The organism is Cylindrospermopsis curvispora GIHE-G1 (assembly GCF_014489415.1).
GTDB classification, from domain to species: domain Bacteria; phylum Cyanobacteriota; class Cyanobacteriia; order Cyanobacteriales; family Nostocaceae; genus Raphidiopsis; species Raphidiopsis curvispora_A.
In genome coordinates this window covers 529,715-547,738 of sequence record NZ_CP060822.1, presented here as the reverse complement: position 1 = coordinate 547,738, position 18,024 = coordinate 529,715, and the positions used below count along the sequence as shown (strand labels likewise).

The following is an 18,024-nucleotide window of genomic DNA, read 5'->3' as shown; positions in this document are numbered from 1 at the left end:
ACAGATTCCCATTGTTGTTGGGTGGAGAAAACCCAGCGTGATGGTGATTTACAAAATACGACTAAACTATGTGGTGTTGGAGCGATCGCTTGCGAATATAAATTGTGCCTCCCTACTTAATGCTGTAATAGGAGATAGATGGCGATCGCCCTTTCGCGAAGGGGGGATATCAAATATTAGTAGGGTTGAGATAAGTTTTTCTGTGATCGAAGGGATAAAAATGTGGTATTATAAGGTTTGATTATAATGGAGTGTAAGCATTTGTAAAAAAAGTGCACAAATTTCCATTATCAGAGTATCATCCCCAAGAGACAATAGTCAACCCCTACCATTGAAAAAAAATCGGCGCGTGGGAAATAGATATCCTCGCTTGAAACTAATAGGACTTCCGGTGTAATTACCAAAAATGGGAAAAATCCTGCGGTGCTGTAATAGGAGATAGAAGGAATAGCGATCGCTCTTTCGCGAGGGGAATATCAAATATTAGTAGTATTGAAACACCAGTGGGATATAGATTTCCATTATTGTTAGGTGGAGAAAACCCAACAGGCAATTTACCAAACGTGACCAAATTATTTGGGGTTGTATAACTTAAAATGGTTGTACAATCGTATTAACCCATAAATTCATATATAAATATAAAAGATAAACAATAAGAAAAAATTATGTTTATAGGGGGTTGAGATAAGTTTTTCTGTGGTCGAAGGGATAAAAATGTGGTATTATGAAGGTTGATTATAATCGAGTATAAGCATTCATAAAAAAAGTGCACAAATTTCCATTATCAGAGTATCATCCCCAAGAGACAATAGTCAACCCCTACCATTGAAAAAAAATCGGCGCGTGGGAAATAGATATCCTCGCTTGAAACTAATAGGACTTCCGGTGTAATTACCAAAAATGGGAAAAATCCTGCGGTGCTGTAATAGGAGATAGAAGGAATAGCGATCGCTCTTTCGCGAGGGGAATATCAAATATTAGTAGTATTGAAACACCAGTGGGATATAGATTTCCATTATTGTTAGGTGGAGAAAACCCAACAGGCAATTTACCAAACGTGACCAAATTATTTGGGGTTGTATAACTTAAAATGGTTGTACAATCGTATTAACCCATAAATTCATATATAAATATAAAAGATAAACAATAAGAAAAAATTATGTTTATAGGGGGTTGAGATAAGTTTTTCTGTGGTCGAAGGGATAAAAATGTGGTATTATAAGGTTTGATTATAATGGAGTGTAAGCATTTGTAAAAAAAGTGCACAAATTTCCATTATCAGAGTATCATCCCCAAGAGACAATAGTCAACCCCTACCATTGAAAAAAAATCGGCGCGTGGGAAATAGATATCCTCGCTTGAAACTAATAGGACTTCCGGTGTAATTACCAAAAATGGGAAAAATCCTGCGGTGCTGTAATAGGAGATAGAAGGAATAGCGATCGCTCTTTCGCGAGGGGAATATCAAATATTAGTAGTATTGAAACACCAGTGGGATATAGATTTCCATTATTGTTAGGTGGAGAAAACCCAACAGGCAATTTACCAAACGTGACCAAATTATTTGGGGTTGTATAACTTAAAATGGTTGTACAATCGTATTAACCCATAAATTCATATATAAATATAAAAGATAAACAATAAGAAAAAATTATGTTTATAGGGGGTTGAGATAAGTTTTTCTGTGGTCGAAGGGATAAAAATGTGGTATTATGAAGGTTGATTATAATCGAGTATAAGCATTCATAAAAAAAGTGCATAGATTTCCATTATCAGAGTATCATCCCCAAGAGACAATAGTCAACCCCTACCATTGAAAAAAAATCGGCGCGTGGGTAAATAGATATCCTCGCTTGAAATTAATAGGACTTGCGGTGTAATTACCAAAGATGGGAAAAATCCTGCGGTTCTGTAATAGGAGATAGATGGCGATCGCTATTTTATGGGACTACCAAAGATGGAAAAAATCCTGTAAGTGGGTAAGTGGAATTAAATATAAGATCAACGTAGGTTGAGTTTAATATAAAACCCAACACCCCCATTATACCTATCAGAAAGTTCGTGAGTTATTAGTAACCCGAACTTCTTTTGTAGCATCACCCCGCGCTCTTGAACCAAATACTCGTAAATCCAAAATGGGAATTATCGCTTCTAGTCGAGAGGGAAACTCTGAAACAATTTTTCGATCACTATCCTGTATCATTTCTATTCCTCTAAAGAAAAACCAATCTTTGCTAAATGTTCCTTAATCTTTCTATTTAAATAATAAAGCAATTCCTGTTTGTTTAGAACCGGGATTTAATTTAAGTTCTAAATCTTGAACAAATCCCTATAATTTCATAACTCCATCTCCCAATCCTCATATTGTAACTCTTCTATTCGGCTAAACTCTCCCACATTATGAGTCACCAAAACTAAATTATTAGCAATAGCGATTGCAGCAATTTGCAAATCATAAACTCCTATTGGTGTTCCCTTTTTCTTCAAATCAGAACGAATATAAGCACAAACTTTTGCTGCATCTTTATCAAAACTAAGAATTCTAAACTGACTCAGAAAACGCTCTCCTGCGCTTCTGCTTGATGCTCCCTAACCAGTGGTTCTCCTTCCCATCCACCAATAACTTCCTCAAAAAAACCAGGAAACCAGCCCCTATTTTCAGGCGTAATTATAGGTGTATTTTCCGTGATATCTTCAAGAATAGATGTGATTTCTTCTTCTAAAGTCCGTTGATGACTTTGAGCAAGATATTTGAGTTTTTCAAGAACGATAGGATTAAGCTTTTGCAAAATAACTGGAGTCATAAAACCTATAAAGTAAAACCAACCTTAGCTAACTATATTTTAACCCCCCCATGGAGAAAAAATCGGCGCCTAGATATCCTCACTTGAAATTAATAGGACTTGCGGTGTAATTACCAAAGATGGGGAAAATCCTGCGGTGCTGTAATAGGAGATGCGGTGCTGTAATAGGAGATAGATAGCGATCGCTCTTTCGCGAAGGGGGGAACATCAAATATTAGTAGTATTGAAACACTAGCGGGATATAGATTTCCATTATTATTGGGTGGAGAAAACCCAACAGACAATTTACCAAACGTGACCAAATTATTTGGGATTGTATAACTTAAAATGGTTGTATAATCGTATTAACCCATAGATTCGTATATAAAAGATAAACAATAAGAAAAAATTATATTTATAGGGGGTTGAGATAAGTTTTTCTGTGGTCGAAGGGATAAAAATGTGGTACTATGAGGGTTGAGTATAATGGAGTGTGAGCATTCGCGAAAAAAGTGCACAGATTTCCATTGTGAGGGTATCATGTCCAAGAGACAATAGTCAACCCCCCCGATGGAGAAAAAAATGGGCGCGGGGGTAATTACCAAAGATGGGAAAAATCGTGCGGTGCTAGGAGATAGATAAGTACCCAGGCAAATTTAATTTTACATATTCATTGAAGAAATAATTTCTGTAAGGGTTATCTGTTAGGTCTTTTCAGTTATCAGTTCCCTCCCTGAACTGCGAAATTTATTTTGCACGACCACTTAAGGAGTAGTGATCGCTCGCGAATATCAAATAGTAGTGAGTGGAATTAAATATAAGACAATGTAGGTTGGGTTGAAGGATGAAACCCAACGCCCGCATGGATAAACCATCCTACAAATAATTGTGCCTACCTACAAGCGATCGCTCTTTCGCGAAGGGGGGAACATCAAATATTAGTAGTATTGAAACACCAGCGGGATATAGATTTCCATTATTATTGGGTGGAGAAAACCCAACAGACAATTTACCAAACGTGACCAAATTATTTGGGGTTGTATAACTTAAAATGGTTGTATAATCGTATTAACCCATAGATTCGTATATAAAAGATAAACAATAAGAAAAAATTATATTTATAGGGGGTTGAGATAAGTTTTTCTGTGGTCGAAGGGATAAAAATGTGGTACTATGAGGGTTGAGTATAATGGAGTGTGAGCATTCGCGAAAAAAGTGCACAGATTTCCATTGTGAGGGTATCATGTCCAAGAGACAATAGTCAACCCCCCCGATGGAGAAAAAAATGGGCGCGGGGGTAATTACCAAAGATGGGAAAAATCGTGCGGTGCTAGGAGATAGATAAGGAGTAGTGATCGCTCGCGAATATCAAATAGTAGTGAGTGGAATTAAATATAAGACAATGTAGGTTGGGTTGAAGGATGAAACCCAACGCCCGCATGGATAAACCATCCTACAAATAATTGTGCCTACCTACAAGCGATCGCTCTTTCGCGAAGGGGGGAACATCAAATATTAGTAGTATTGAAACACCAGCGGGATATAGATTTCCATTATTGTTGGGTGGAGAAAACCCAACAGGCAATTTACCAAACGTGACCAAATTATTTGGGGTTGTATAACTTAAAATGGTTGTACAATCGTATTAACCCATAAATTCGTATATAAAAGATAAACAATAAGAAAAAATTATATTTATAGGGGGTTGAGATAAGTTTTTCTGTGGTCGAAGGGATAAAAATGTGGTATTATGAGAGTTGAGTATAATGGAGTGTAAGCATTTGCAAAAAAAGTGCACAGATTTCCATTATCAGGGTATCATGTCCAAGAGACAATAGTCAACCCCCCCGATGGAGAAAAAAATGGGCGCGGGGGTAATTGAAATTAACTGCGATCGCCATTTTATAGGATTTCCGGTGTAATTATCAAAGATGGGAAAAATTCTGTAGCGATATAATTTAGGAGATAGGAGGAATAGCGATCGCTGGCGAAAAGGAGAAATTAGGATGAATGCTACCAACTATGATGAGGATATTGTCGCTTGGGCAAATCAACAGGCTAAATTTATACGCAGTCGCCAATTTCACTTGCTTGACCTGGAGCATATTGCGGAGGAAATAGAGGATGTGGGTAAGAGCGAACAAAGGGAACTAGCTAGTCGCATGGCTGTCTTGTTATGTCATCTCCTTAAATGGCAGTATCAACCTTTGCTCAGGGGGTCCAGTTGGCAAGCAACAATTAGAACCCAACGGGACCGTATTAGATGTCGCTTGCAGAAAACGCCTAGCTTAAAAACTTGTTTACAAGACCCAGAGTGGTGGTTAGATGCTTGGGCAGATGCAAAAGATGCTGCAAGCCAACAAACCTCTATTGCTTATGACCAGTTCCCTGAACAATTCCCCTGGGATGGCGATCGCATACTAACGGAAAACTGGTTTCCGGAACTTGAGGAAGGCGAACAATACTATGAGTCTTTATGAAACGGATTTTTACGCATGGACGCAACATCAAGCTAAAGCTATAAAAGAGGGTCAATGGGAATGTTTGGATTTACCAAACCTGTGGGAGGAGATAGAAGCTTTGGGGAGAAGGGAAAAAAAGGAGCTGAAAAACCGCTTGGGAGTTTTGCTGGGACATCTGCTCAAATGGGAGTATCAAGCAAAATTCAGAGGTAATAGCTGGTTAGCGACGGTTCGAGAGCAAAGAAGGGAAATAAAAACTCTTTTGGAAGAGAATCCTAGTCTCAAACCATATACCCAAGAAGTTTTTGCTGTAGCATATCAAAATGGGTTAGACCTAGCTGTACGCGAAACCGGTTTTTCTTATGACCTTTTCCCCCAATCCTGTCCTTATTCCTGGGAACAAACTTTGGATGGGGACTTTTTTCCCACTGGGAGTAAGTAGGTGGGTGGAATTCAATATAAAAGAAATAAAGAAAATCAATAAGCGCAAAAAAATAGGAGGTTGCTAACCAAGAGGAGCTAATGGAAAACGCAGGCTAATGGCTTTTTACCCTCTGAGTCAGAGGTATGCTAGACCAATATTATTAGAGGAGTGGAGAGCGATCGCAGTTTTATTGCTGCGCCACAAATTTTTTTGTTGTGGAAGTTGTTGAATAATTAGAATAATTATTACTCTCTCATAGTACCATATAATTAACCCATATAAGGGAAAAAAATATGAGTCAGCCTGTTTTGCAATACATCGCTACTAAAAACTACAAGAATCTCTATTTACCAGATCCAGTCGAGTTCAATAATTTAAACATTTTACTTGGTCCTAATGGTTCAGGTAAAAGTAATTATATTAACTCTTTAAAATTCCTTAGAGACTGTTTATATCCAACGAAGTATGCTCTGGAAATAAATGGTTTTGAGGATGCGGTCAATAAAATCGGAGGTGCTGGGATTTTAGACAATACCATAGAAGACCCAGCTAGTGTTTACTTTGTTTATTGTTTTGCAGGATTATCCTCCGATTCTACGTCAAAAAACCACATCCTGGAATTGAGTCTTTTAGTGAACCGAAAGGAAGATAGAAAACAAGCAGTAGTTATTGATCAAGAATCATTAAAAGTGGGAGACAAAGTCATAGAAGAAGATACATTTAAATTTTACTACGAGCTCAAAAACGATCCATTCAATGCAGTGTTATCAGGGAAATTATTAGCTCAAAGACAGATTTTTAACTATAATCCGGAATATCCGGGCTATGAACCAGATCCAAGAGTTTATTGTGAAGATGGTTACACTCGAACTAACAACAATTTATGTTTAAACTTACTGTTATCAAAAAGTCTTGAGGTTGGGGAACCCTTGATGAGATAGAACCTGCTAGTAATGTAATTGAAGATGCAAGAAAACTCCTTGATTTTGTTTCACAGTGGCAGTTTTATAATGCCAATAGTTTTGACTTAGAAAAAATTAAAACCTCAGAGACCAAAATAACAAGTCCAGACAAGTACGTATCAGCATCAGGGGATAATCTAGCCTTAGTTTTTGAAAACTTAATCAGGGAAGACATATTTTTTGAAGAAACCATCAATAAAGCCATGACATTAGTTTTACCTAGAACATATCGTATTCGTTGTGTTCGTTCTCAAGAGTTATCATTGGTCATGGAATGGTATTCGTTGGATACAAAGAAACCTTTATGTTTAAAGGAACTATCTGATGGAACCATAAGAATGTTATGTTGGGCGATTATACTACATTCACCTGTGTTACCATCTTTACTGGTTATTGATGAACCAGAATTAGGTTTGCACGTTGCGTGGATGAGAATTTTGTCCGAGTGGATTAAAATGGCTGCCCATAAAACTCAGATCATAATTGCTACCCACAGTCCCGATCTTTTAGATCATTTTACTGACTGTTTAGAGAAGGTTTATTGTTTTGATTCCTATGGTAAAAGTCATTTTTCGATCAAAAAACTTACCCAAGAAATGCTTGCTGATAAAAGGGCTAAAAGTGATGCAATCCTTTGGCGTTTAAGCCATAAAATGAAGGAAATGGGTTTTTCCTTTGATGCTCCAGAGTCTTTTAGTAAATATGACTCCCAAAGAAATTGTGTGAAGACAAACTATCAGAATTGTTAATGGAGTGTAGCCAAGAATCAAGTGTATTATTTCGCAAAGGTTATCATACCCCTTCACTATTACTAGAAATACAACCTAGTCAGCTGATGGGAAAATGTCCCCTATTCAGAAGATTTTATACAGATCTCCAGAGTTTTTGTAAATAGTAAAAATAGATTTGACTAAGTGGGTGGGTGGAATTAAATATAAGATGAACTTAGGTTGGGTTGAAGTATGAAACCCAACGCCACGGGTCTCGTTACTCGACCAATCCTACAAATAATTGTGCCTCCCTACTTAGTATTTAGATTCAAAAGTATCAATTTCAATGGATATCACCACATCAAAGCCAGCAGAATTCCCAGAGAAAGTCCACCTGCTCCGGAAAATAAATCCATGGCAATTGGTCTTTTTTTTGTCTTTCCTTGTTTCTCGAGATATTCCACAAGACCGCATTCATCTGGCTTATCTATATTGCCATGTGCAGAAATCATAGCGATCGCCTAGAGTCATATTACCCCGAGCGATCGCCACTAAGAACCCTAATCTATACCTTCAATGCGGTTTTCCACCTCCTGATACAACTCCCGTAACCTATCTAAATTTTCCTCGCTGGTTTCCCAATAACCACGACCATTAACCTCCAATAGGGTAGAAACTATCTTGCGGAAAGAGTGAGGATTCAAGTTGAGTAGACGTTTTTGCATTTCCTCATCCTTAATAAAGGTCTCATTAGTTTCCTCATAAACCCAGTTATCCACAGCGCCAGCAGTTGCACTCCAACCAGTGGTATTTACTAACCGTTTAGAAAGCTCCCGCACTCCTTCATAACCGTGAGATAACATTCCCTCATACCATTTAGGATTGAGCAGTTTTGTCCGCGCATCTAAACGCACGGTCTCCGATAAACTTCTCACTTGTGCATTCGCAGTGGTTGTGTCAGCAATATAGGATGCTGGTTTCTTTCCATCTCCCCGCAGACTAGCTACCAACTTGGTGGGATCGGAGTCAAAATAATGAGAAACATCAGTCAAGCTGATTTCCGAGGAGTCCAGATTTTGAAAAGTTGCATCAGCAGTTTTCAGGGTGTTTTCAAATAACTGACGAGATTCATCCATCACTCCTGGATTGTCAGAATTGAAAGAGAAGGATTTGCGCTTCAAATACATTTCTTGTAATTCTGCTTCACTATCCCAAGTGCTATTCTCCACTGCTAGGTTAATATTCGAGGAATAGGAACCAGAAGCATTAGAAAACACCCTAGTCGCAGCTTGACGTAGGTTTATACCCATTTCTTGGGCTTGTTGTAGAGCATGTTTCCTTACATAGTTCATCTCCAAGGGTTCATCAGCTTCAGCGGCCATTTTTACCCCTTGGTCAAGGAGATTCATTTGGTTAATGAACAAATCTCGAAATACTCCAGAACAGTTAATAACCACATCTATCCTGGGTCTCCCCAATTCTTCTAGGGGAATTAATTCTAATTTGTTCACCCTCCCCAAGGAATCAGGAATGGGTCTTACCCCTACCATCCACATGATTTGCGCCAGGGATTCTCCGTAGGTTTTAATATTATCCGTACCCCACAGCACACAAGCGATGGTTTCTGGCCATTGACCATTATTTTCCGCCTTATTCCTGTCTAACAATCTATCCACTACAATTTTCGCTGACTGCACAGCTGCGGTTGTGGGTATGGATTGTGGGTCTAGGGCGTGTATATTTTTACCCGTTGGCAATACGTCCGGATTGCGAATTGGATCCCCTCCCGGTCCCGGTAATATATATTCCCCTTCCAGTCCTTGTAATAAACCTCCTAGTTCATTATCTGCACACACTTGTTTGAGACAAAATTCTAAATACTCAAATAGGGGTTTGAGTGCGGATACATCTACTTTGGTGTAACCCGAGTTATGTAGGGACTCGACCCAGGGTTCTTTTTTACCCATGTTGAAGAAATTCAACTTAGAAACTAGAGAAACCCTACCTTCCGCATCTGTTTGTGCTTGTACTAAAGAACCTACAGCAGCACGGGTAGCCATGGTAATGTCCTGTAGTAACTGTACATCACTCAAAATACCGCGATCGCTATTTTGGTAAATCTCTTCAATGTCCCTTCCTAAGCTTTGGGCAATAATCCGAGGTAAGCTGAGAATTTCCTCTTCTGTCCGATCCAAGCTAGCAATATTAACTAGGGTAGCAATAGCTTCTTGCGCGGTTGGTGGTTTACCAATCACATGTAAACCACAAGGTAGTAACCTAGATTCTATTTCCATTAACTTGCGGTAGACGATCCCCACCACATTGTCCCTGTCTTCTGAGGAGAGATTCTTAGCATCGCTTTCGGGAAGGTCTATGTCCTTATCCAAGTTAACAATCCGACACTTGTCAATAATCGCGTTGACAATAGAAACTCCCCTTCCGCTATCCTTCAAGGTTTGATAAGAAGCAATTAACTCACTCAGTTCCTTCAACCCCTTGTATAAACCAGCATTTTCTGCAGGTGGGGTCAAGTAAGAAATAGTTTCTGCATAACTGCGCCGTTTGGCAATTGTGGCTTCACTGGGATTATTAGCTGCGTAATAATACAGATTGGGAATTGTGCCAATTAGTTGGTCAGGATAGCAATCTCCCGACATACCCATTTGTTTACCGGGCATAAACTCTAAGGAACCATGGGTACCAAAATGCAAAACCGCATCAGCACCCCAAATTCTTTCTAGGTAGGTATAGAAAGCGGCAAAACCATGGTGAGGACTAGCGGAACGGGAAAATAGTAAGCGCATTGGGTCCCCTTCATAACCAAAGGTAGGTTGGACACCAATAAAAACATTACCGAACTCTTTACCGTAAATTAATAAGTTTTGTCCATCACTATTTAAATGTCCTGGTGGTGGTCCCCAGTTTTCTTCTAGACGTTCCGAATAAGGTGTGAGGGTCTCATATTCTGACACAGACATTTTATAAGCAATATTCAGTTCGGGACTGGCATACTGTGCTTGTGCGTCATGAATCACTTGTTCCATCAGTTCCTTAGCAGTGTCAGGAACATTCTGTACGTCATATCCATTATTTCTCAATCCTTTGAGAACTTCATGAATAGAACCAAATACATCTAAATAAGCAGCAGTTCCCACGTTACCTTTGTCAGGGGGAAAGCTAAAAACCGTAATGGCAATCTTTTTATCCAATTTTGGTTTACGACGGAGACTAGCCCATTTTAAGGCACGTTGGGCAACTATTTCTACCCTATCCTGCAGTGCGATCGCTCTTCCTGTAGCACCATCTTTACCGGAGAGGATAATTGGTTCAATTGCACCATCCAATTCAGGTATGGCAATTTGTAGAGCTACTTGAATGGGATGTAAACCCAAATCACTATTTAACCATTCTTCCGTGGTTTGAAACACCAGGGGTAGAGCCACCATATAAGGACGGTTGAGCCGTTTTAATGCTTCTATGGCTTTGGGATGGTCTTGTCTTGCAGGTCCACCTACTAAAGCAAATCCAGTTAAGGATACCACCCCATCCACTAAGGGTCTTTGACTTGTGGGCTCATAGAAATAGGCATTCACAGGCTTAGAAAAGTCCAATCCTCCAGCAAACACCGGGAGAACCTTAGCACCTAAAGACTCTAATTCCTGGACTATGGCCACATAATGAGCATCATCCCCAGTAACTAGGTGAGTTCGCTGCAGCACTAAACCCACGCAGGGTGCTAGGGGGTCTTTTAAGGTTTTGGGAATATCTCTACGACTATTATACCAATTGAGATATTCTTTCACATCTTCAAACATGGTGGGAGCTAAAGGATGCCAAATCCCCATATCGGGATAAACTACGGGTGCTTGATATTCAGCTTTAGCCAGATTCGTTTTGTCTTCACCTTTCAAAACATATTTATCTGCCAACATCAGCAAAAAGTTTTCTAGATTTTCTGCTGAACCACCCAACCAGTATTGAAAACTTAGCATGAAATTTCTTGCATCCTGGGCTTTTTCCATGGGAAGAAATTTTAACACTTGGGGGAGGGTACGTAATAACTTGAGCATTCCATCTTGAAACCCCGCGCCAGATTTTTCCTTGCGCTTTTTCATGAAGTTAGCGATAACTCCTTTAGATTGTCCCAACTGTGCCAAGGAAAAGCTACCCATTTTATTCAGGCGCATTACTTCAGGCATAGATGGAAAAACAACCGCTACATCGAAATTATCCCGGTGTGGTGCCACAGCAGTAACCAGTTTCTGTGCTAAATCTTCAATAAATATCAGAGAGGCGATGAATATATTAGCACTAGATATATCACGTTTAAATTCTTCATAGTTTTCTGGATTGCGCAGCTCTTCAATTAAATAGCCACTAATTTCAATCCCTATGGAGGGATGTTTGGCATTAATTTGCCTTACTGCTTGAGATAAGGAACTTTGATATTGAGACTCAAGGACAACATAAACGACCTTGATGAGAGTACGGTCCCCTAAATTATCAGGTTCAATATGTCTAATTGTGGATTTCACCTGGGTGAACATTTAGAAAAGCTCCTTTGATGCGTGTGGTCTGTTGGAAGTTCTTCTCTTCCATTTTCTTAGGCAATTAAGAGTTTTGTACCAGAAAACCCGGGTTGAGTGGGAGTTTTCCTCTGGAACTGAAACAAAATGATATAAAAAACGTAACCATTATTAGCAAATCTTAATAATTTAGCAAGACTTTTTCAAATTCGGACTCACCATTAATTAGGGAGGCACAATTATTTTGTAGGGTGGGTCGAGTAACGAGACCCATGGGGGTGTTGGGTTTCATGCTTCAACCCAACCTACTTTCATTTTAGACCTCACCTAATTAAGTTAAATTATTTATAAGGAAGGTGCTGTTTGTATCATAATCACCACTTGACTGAAAAAAATCTGTTTGAGCATAAAGTAATTATTGCTACTGATGGCAATGTAATACTGTATCCTGAGTTTTTCAGTGTGGAACACTCAAACCAGTTGTTTTGCGAGTTATATGGTAATATTAAGTGGAAACAAGAAATTATTCATTTGTTTGGCAAAAAAATGCCCATTCCACGACTGACTGCATGGTATGGGGATGAGGGTAAATCCTATACCTACTCTGGAATAGAACAGCACCCAGAATCTTGGAATCCTACATTGAAGTTTATTAAATCTAAAATTGAGGAAATTGTACCAGTTAGGTTTAATAGTGTTTTAATAAATCTATATAGAGATGGTAAGGATAGTATGGGGTGGCACAGTGACGATGAACCAGAATTGGGTAAGAATCCTCTGATTGCTTCCCTTAGTTTTGGTGCAACTCGTCGCTTTTATTTACGACACAAATATGACAAGAGTCAAAAGACTGTTATTGACTTAGAAAATGGTAGTTTACTGTTAATGCAAGACCAGACACAGCACTTTTGGCAACATCAAGTTGGGAAAACAGCTAAAAAAGTTCAATCTAGAATCAACTTGACGTTTAGAATTGTTAATTGACATTAACCGTTAATGTATGGGGGGATTCACCCACCGTAAAGTTTTTTGTACTTTTTAGCCAGGGATCATTTTTGGTTGTTAGTATGCGGGTGCGGTCAATTAGATATCCTAACTTAAAACCTATTAAAACCTAACTGTTATGTTGATTATCAATCATTACTATATTGAATGGATTGAGGACTGGTGCACGGAAAATGGTTGGACTGATTTATTTGTAGAACGTCGTGGTAATTATTGGGCTTTTCCCCCAGGTTGTGTAATTCCAGAGCCCATTCCCATGGACACTTTGAAATTAATTAAACAGAAAAAGGGTGCTACCAATGAGGAAAGATTAATATCAGTTATTGCATTAGTTATTACTCTTCTGTGCATAAGTTGGGCATTTATTTGTGTATCCCCCATGCCCTTAGTTGTTGCTTTTGCTTTTGATGCAGTTGCGGTTGCACAATTGGAAATAGAAGAGTAGAGGAGTTTTAATTATCACGGATGTGCAGCTGAATTCCCATTAGTTATTATTAGTTCTTTGCCAAAACTCAAATCTCTCTCCCAACTGTTCTATGGTTAAATTTTGAGTCCAGTATTCTATTAAAGAATAACCTAAAGACCAAGCACCTTGCTGGGGTGTGCCAGAATTTTCCACCAAAAAAGGCCAAAGGGATAATAAATCAAATTCCCTTGTTTTTCTTCCATCCTCTTGGACTGTATTGAGTAGTTTAAATAAATCATAAGACATTTGTAATTTACCAATTACCACAGGTAATTGTTCCACGGGAATTTTTTCCGCTAGAATATAAGCTAGAGCAGGTGAACCCGTAGATAAGGTAGCAACAAATTGCAAAATAGGGTTTTTTAATAAGCTGGTAATTCCCTGGGTAGTTGTCATTTGAAAGCTATAGTGATCAATAATTTTTGCCGATTGGGCAATCCGGATATCTAAGTTACGCAGAAAGCGGGATAATCTTAACTGCTTTGCTGGGTCTAGAACTGATAACAGTCCACCAGAAAATTCTTCTAAATTCCAACCACAACGTTTAGTTTTGGGGTCATCAGTCACCAATGGCAAAACCAGATGAGAGCTATTAATCAAGACTGGTTTGAATTTCTCTTCTCGGTATAATACCGCTTCTCTAATTGCCATTTCCTTGAGTTTATTTCCACTGCGCCAATTATAGGGAGGTTGCCATTCCCTGATTGGACGTAGTTTATCCACTTGAGTAACCACAGCAATAATTGGTAAGTCAGTCACTTGCTTTTGCATATCTTGCAAAAAATCTACATCCATCTGCAAAGCAGGATCCAGTGCAGGAGTTACTAATAAAAGTAAATCTGCTTTTTTTGCATAATCCATCACTAAGTTGCGAAAATCTTGACGGTTTACCTGTTCATAACCAGGAGTGTCACAAAGTTCGACTATTTCACCACTTTCTGTTTGCCAATTATAAGTTGTTATTTTATCCGTACTTGGCAAAACATCAACTTCAGCTATTTCACTGGCAAAAATGGTATTAATAACACTACTTTTTCCAGCACCATTACGCCCCGCAATCAAAATATTCAGAGGGGTTTTTTCTAGGTTTTCTAGTGGCTCAGCTTGCTGAATAATATCCCGCAAGGTTTGAGTTTTAGCTTCTGGCAATTCAGATACGATTAATTCCATTTTTACCCCACCATATAGAACAACTGCTTGTTGACATAAGTTCCTCAAGGTGGCTTCTCTTAATATTTGATTCAGATTAATTAATAATTCTTGTGTAGCCCTATTATTGAGATTATCAGTGGCTTTTTTGGCCATAGCTCCCACAGGATTTAAAAACAACTGGGCAATATCCCACACCTGAAAAAGTTTCTTGGCAGCAGGTTCTAATTGACGATAAACTTCATAGCTTTGATAAACTTGTCCCACACTAACTTGATTTAAAAACGGGGATAATTTTTGCATCCATTTATCCATATCATCCACCGTACCACGAATTAATCCATATACTTGGGGAATGTAAATACTTAACAAGGGATATTTCACTTCTGGGTTATATATATGGGCAATCCCCACTACTAAATCTTCACATCTTTGCCAGAAAGTTTGTAAGTCCTCCCAAATGGCAAGATCATTTTTACCATCATTTAGAACTTTTTGTAATATCCTTTCTACCTGCTCGCTTTTTTCTTTCTCTAAAGAGAAATTCAGATCTTTCTCCTCACTCCATGCCAATTCTTCTTTAACCTGATCAAACACACTCTCAATTTGATTAATCATTGGTTTGGTCAATTTCACCAACAGCCAACGCCATCCAGTCAATATTAGTATAAATATACCCCAAATCCAATTTAACCCCCAACTGTTAATTTGTATCCCCGCCAATACAAGTATGAAAGCAATGATTAATACTATAGGCGAGATTAATACTAACCATTGCCAGGATTTTAAACGATTCATAAAAACCACTTATTGTTACTTATTGTCCCCATTTCCTTCCTCTATTTAATCACCATCTCCCTTACCAATATACTCATCACCTCTCCCGGGTTACTAGTTGGCATCAAATCACTCCAATCAGTTGCGTGAGCATAACCAAGCACATGTAAATAATGAATCGTACTGATAACTGTCTTCTTCGATCCAATCAACAGGTGCTTTAATGGTTCCCTGCGATCGCCTTCTGGAACTACCTTAGTGCCAACTACTGTACTGTCATTAACATTGCCAATAAAATTCTTAGTCTGTGCCATAATTTCATTACCTCTGAGTAAAGGGGTGTAAGGTGATCTGGATTTCTGGTCAGGAAGGGCCCGATCACCTTACTTTTAAGTATAACAGCTAGTCAAATAAATATGCAAGGGGTTTATAGAAAAAAATTAATAAAATTTGTAAATCTTTTCGACTTGTCAAGCATAAGTAAAAAATGAAAAATTTTACACCTTACAATCACCCACGACAAGACCAGTCGTTTTTCAACTAACTTTCGCTTTGAGACAGGGAATTAATTCCCTGTCTCCCCCACGGACAGTCTCCAGGTGTGGGTTAATTCAACCAATTATGGTTAATCCCATAGCGAGTGCTTCGCAATCGCCCTTTTGATTTAAAATAAATTCATATAAATAACTCCGGTGATTGGATTAGAGATAAACAGATAAACTAAGATAAATGGGTGAGTGGAATTAAATACAAGATCAACATAGGTTGGGTTGAAGTATGAAACCCAACACCCGCATGGGTTGCGTTCCTCAACCCATCCCACAAATAATTGTGCCTCCCTACTTAATAAGCAAATATTCATTAGTATGAACTCCAAAAATCTCCCCCTGGGAATCAACACCCTGAGTATGCTGCGGGAAAACAATTGTGTCTATGTAGACAAAACCGAAATAGCTCACCGTCTGATACGCATTCCTGGACTCTTCTTTCTATCTCGTCCCCGGCGTTTTGGTAAAAGTCTATTTATAGATACCCTCAAGGAGATTTTTGAAGGGAATCAGAAATTATTTGAGGGGCTTTATATCCATGACCAGTGGGACTGGAGCAGAAAATTCCCCGTGATTAAAATAGATTTTGCTGGTGGGGTATTAAAAAACCGACAAGAGCTGGACCAAAAAATTAATGGTATTTTTTTAAAAACTGCCCAGTACCTAGGAGTGGACTATGAACTAGAGGATATTCAAGGTCGTTTTGGAGAAATCATCGCTGGTGCATACCAACGATTTGGAGAAAGGACCGTGGTACTGGTAGATGAATATGATAAACCCATCCTGGACAATATAGACAACCCACCCATTGCTGCTGAAATGCGCGAAGGACTGAAGAACCTGTACTCTGTCCTCAAAGAACAGGATGCCAACCTGCAGTTCGTCTTCATGACCGGAGTGACCAAATTCTCCAAAGTCAGCCTTTTTAGCGGTTTAAACCAACTCACGGATATCACCATTGATACTAGATACTCCTCCATCTGCGGTTACACCGAAACCGACCTGACCGAATCCTTCGGAGAACATCTTGCAGGAGCAGATCGAGAAGCAGTACGGTCCTGGTATAATGGTTATAACTGGACAGGTTCCGAGAGCGTCTACAACCCCTACGACATCCTCATGTTTATCGATAAGGGCAAGATATTTCACAACTACTGGTTTGAGACAGGTAGTCCGAGCTTTCTAGTCAAGCTATTCCAAGCCAAGTGCTACTTCCTCCCCAACCTAGAGCATTTGGAGGTAACCGAGGAGATCCTGGAGTCCTTTGAAGTAGAACGGATCAACCCAGTTACCTTGTTATTTCAATCAGGGTATTTGACCATTGAGAGCACCTTTACGGCCATGGAACGTTACATGTTCCGACTGAAAATCCCCAACCGGGAGGTAAAAGTCGCCCTAGGGGACCAATTAGTCAACGCCTACACCGACTTCGTTGAAGAGAAATTGGGTATTCAGAGACCCTTGTATGAAAACTTATTCGAAGGCGATGTTAATGGATTTATCGACACAGTAAGACGCCTGTTTGCTTCTATCCCTTGGCGGAACTTCACCAAAAATGACCTGGCTAATTTCGAGGGATACTACGCTTCTGTGCTATATGCTTTCTTGAGTTCCTTAAATGCGCGCATCATTCCCGAAGATATCACCAATTACGGTCAAGCGGACATAACAGCCATCCTGGGTAATCATATTTACGTCATAGAAATCAAAGTAGTAGATGGGGAGAACGTAAAAGAGAACCTAGCCCTAAAACAAGTACGGGAATGTAACTATGCACAAAAGTATAGAGGAGAACCAGGAAAAACCGTTCATGAAGTAGGGTTGGTTTTCAGTCGCAGCAAACGTAACCTCATTCAAGCGGATTGGGAATAAAGTAAGATAAACCATATTAGGTTTTCTTAATCCAACCTACAAATCATCTACGACAGAACAAGTCGGTTGAAAACCGACTTAGGCTTTGAGACAGGGAATGAATTCCCTGTCTCCCCCACGGACAGTCTCCAGGTGTGGGTTAATTCAACCAATTATGGTTAATCCCATAGGGAGTGCTTCGCAATCGCTCCCCATAAAACCACCTTGAATAATGATGTTGGGTTTTCTTAATCCAACCTATGGTACAATACAGTATAATGTTGATAACGACCATAGAAATTTTGTAGAGACCATACATATAAAGTCTACACAAAAGTTCTAAACAAGGAGATAATGAATC

13 protein-coding genes are annotated in these 18,024 nt (G+C 39.1%); 7 read left to right on the top strand and 6 right to left on the bottom strand.

Annotation, left to right across the window (positions count from 1 at the left end; translation table 11 throughout):
• Positions 1-2,337 precede the first annotated feature (2,337 nt).
• Together IAR63_RS18340 and IAR63_RS02700 are read right to left on the bottom strand one after the other, a co-directional pair.
• A complete protein-coding gene (locus tag IAR63_RS18340; RefSeq protein WP_328701259.1) occupies positions 2,338-2,541 on the bottom strand; it encodes a PIN domain-containing protein in 204 nt (67 codons plus the stop codon).
• An 11-nt stretch (positions 2,542-2,552) separates the two neighbouring features.
• The gene (locus IAR63_RS02700) at positions 2,553-2,804 is read right to left on the bottom strand and encodes a hypothetical protein (protein WP_187707515.1); all 252 of its coding nucleotides are present in this window, start codon (positions 2,802-2,804) and stop codon (positions 2,553-2,555) included.
• A 1,985-nt stretch (positions 2,805-4,789) separates the two neighbouring features.
• Here IAR63_RS02700 and IAR63_RS02695 point away from each other — a divergent pair.
• From IAR63_RS02695 to IAR63_RS02680, 4 genes are all read left to right on the top strand, one after another.
• Positions 4,790-5,263, top strand: a complete 474-nt coding sequence (locus IAR63_RS02695) for a DUF29 domain-containing protein (RefSeq protein ID WP_187706494.1) — start codon at positions 4,790-4,792, stop codon at positions 5,261-5,263.
• Positions 5,250-5,687, top strand: coding sequence for a DUF29 domain-containing protein (locus IAR63_RS02690; protein WP_187706493.1), 438 nt, complete (start codon positions 5,250-5,252; stop codon positions 5,685-5,687). The genes IAR63_RS02695 and IAR63_RS02690 overlap by 14 nt, the downstream gene beginning before the upstream one ends.
• 275 nt (positions 5,688-5,962) lie before the next feature.
• On the top strand, positions 5,963-6,610 hold the full coding sequence (locus IAR63_RS02685) for an AAA family ATPase (protein ID WP_187706492.1): 648 nt from the start codon (positions 5,963-5,965) through the stop codon (positions 6,608-6,610).
• A gap of 224 nt (positions 6,611-6,834) precedes the next feature.
• Complete coding sequence (locus IAR63_RS02680) at positions 6,835-7,380, top strand: AAA family ATPase (protein ID WP_407927146.1); 546 nt, start codon at positions 6,835-6,837, stop codon at positions 7,378-7,380.
• 314 nt (positions 7,381-7,694) lie between these two features.
• On the opposite strand, the gene IAR63_RS18170 is transcribed toward IAR63_RS02680, so the two are convergent.
• Positions 7,695-7,853: a hypothetical protein gene (locus IAR63_RS18170; RefSeq protein WP_220272387.1), complete on the bottom strand. Its 159-nt coding sequence runs from the start codon at positions 7,851-7,853 to the stop codon at positions 7,695-7,697.
• Positions 7,854-7,901: 48 nt separating this feature from the next.
• Positions 7,902-11,888: a magnesium chelatase subunit H gene (locus IAR63_RS02670; RefSeq protein ID WP_187706491.1), complete on the bottom strand. Its 3,987-nt coding sequence runs from the start codon at positions 11,886-11,888 to the stop codon at positions 7,902-7,904.
• A gap of 342 nt (positions 11,889-12,230) precedes the next feature.
• On the opposite strand from IAR63_RS02670, the gene IAR63_RS02665 reads away from it, so the two are divergent.
• Both IAR63_RS02665 and IAR63_RS02660 read left to right on the top strand, forming a co-directional pair.
• On the top strand, positions 12,231-12,851 hold the full coding sequence (locus IAR63_RS02665; protein ID WP_187706490.1) for an alpha-ketoglutarate-dependent dioxygenase AlkB family protein: 621 nt from the start codon (positions 12,231-12,233) through the stop codon (positions 12,849-12,851).
• 139 nt (positions 12,852-12,990) lie between these two features.
• Positions 12,991-13,317 carry a slr1957 family protein gene (locus tag IAR63_RS02660; RefSeq protein WP_187706489.1) on the top strand — a complete coding sequence of 109 codons (327 nt, stop codon included), beginning with the start codon at positions 12,991-12,993 and terminating at the stop codon, positions 13,315-13,317.
• Between the two features lie 39 nt (positions 13,318-13,356).
• Here the strand turns inward: IAR63_RS02660 and IAR63_RS02655 are convergent, their stop codons facing one another.
• Positions 13,357-15,285, bottom strand: a complete 1,929-nt coding sequence (locus tag IAR63_RS02655) for a GTPase family protein (RefSeq protein WP_187706488.1) — start codon at positions 15,283-15,285, stop codon at positions 13,357-13,359.
• A gap of 41 nt (positions 15,286-15,326) precedes the next feature.
• Positions 15,327-15,578 carry a hypothetical protein gene (locus IAR63_RS02650; RefSeq protein WP_187706487.1) on the bottom strand — a complete coding sequence of 84 codons (252 nt, stop codon included), beginning with the start codon at positions 15,576-15,578 and terminating at the stop codon, positions 15,327-15,329.
• A gap of 552 nt (positions 15,579-16,130) precedes the next feature.
• Here IAR63_RS02650 and IAR63_RS02645 point away from each other — a divergent pair.
• Positions 16,131-17,684 carry an ATP-binding protein gene (locus IAR63_RS02645; protein ID WP_187706486.1) on the top strand — a complete coding sequence of 518 codons (1,554 nt, stop codon included), beginning with the start codon at positions 16,131-16,133 and terminating at the stop codon, positions 17,682-17,684.
• The last annotated feature ends 340 nt before the right edge of the window (positions 17,685-18,024 follow it).

What these genes read in the sequence shown, in the direction of transcription:
- IAR63_RS02700 (WP_187707515.1), bottom strand. Translation starts at nt 2,804, where the DNA reads ATGACTCCAGTTATTTTGCAAAAGCTTAATCCTATCGTTCTTGAAAAA.
- IAR63_RS02695 (WP_187706494.1), top strand. Translation starts at nt 4,790, where the DNA reads ATGAATGCTACCAACTATGATGAGGATATTGTCGCTTGGGCAAATCAA.
- IAR63_RS02690 (WP_187706493.1), top strand. Translation starts at nt 5,250, where the DNA reads ATGAGTCTTTATGAAACGGATTTTTACGCATGGACGCAACATCAAGCT.
- IAR63_RS02685 (WP_187706492.1), top strand. Translation starts at nt 5,963, where the DNA reads ATGAGTCAGCCTGTTTTGCAATACATCGCTACTAAAAACTACAAGAAT.
- IAR63_RS02680 (WP_407927146.1), top strand. Translation starts at nt 6,835, where the DNA reads ATGACATTAGTTTTACCTAGAACATATCGTATTCGTTGTGTTCGTTCT.
- IAR63_RS18170 (WP_220272387.1), bottom strand. Translation starts at nt 7,853, where the DNA reads ATGATTTCTGCACATGGCAATATAGATAAGCCAGATGAATGCGGTCTT.
- IAR63_RS02670 (WP_187706491.1), bottom strand. Translation starts at nt 11,888, where the DNA reads ATGTTCACCCAGGTGAAATCCACAATTAGACATATTGAACCTGATAAT.
- IAR63_RS02660 (WP_187706489.1), top strand. Translation starts at nt 12,991, where the DNA reads ATGTTGATTATCAATCATTACTATATTGAATGGATTGAGGACTGGTGC.
- IAR63_RS02655 (WP_187706488.1), bottom strand. Translation starts at nt 15,285, where the DNA reads ATGAATCGTTTAAAATCCTGGCAATGGTTAGTATTAATCTCGCCTATA.
- IAR63_RS02650 (WP_187706487.1), bottom strand. Translation starts at nt 15,578, where the DNA reads ATGGCACAGACTAAGAATTTTATTGGCAATGTTAATGACAGTACAGTA.
- IAR63_RS02645 (WP_187706486.1), top strand. Translation starts at nt 16,131, where the DNA reads ATGAACTCCAAAAATCTCCCCCTGGGAATCAACACCCTGAGTATGCTG.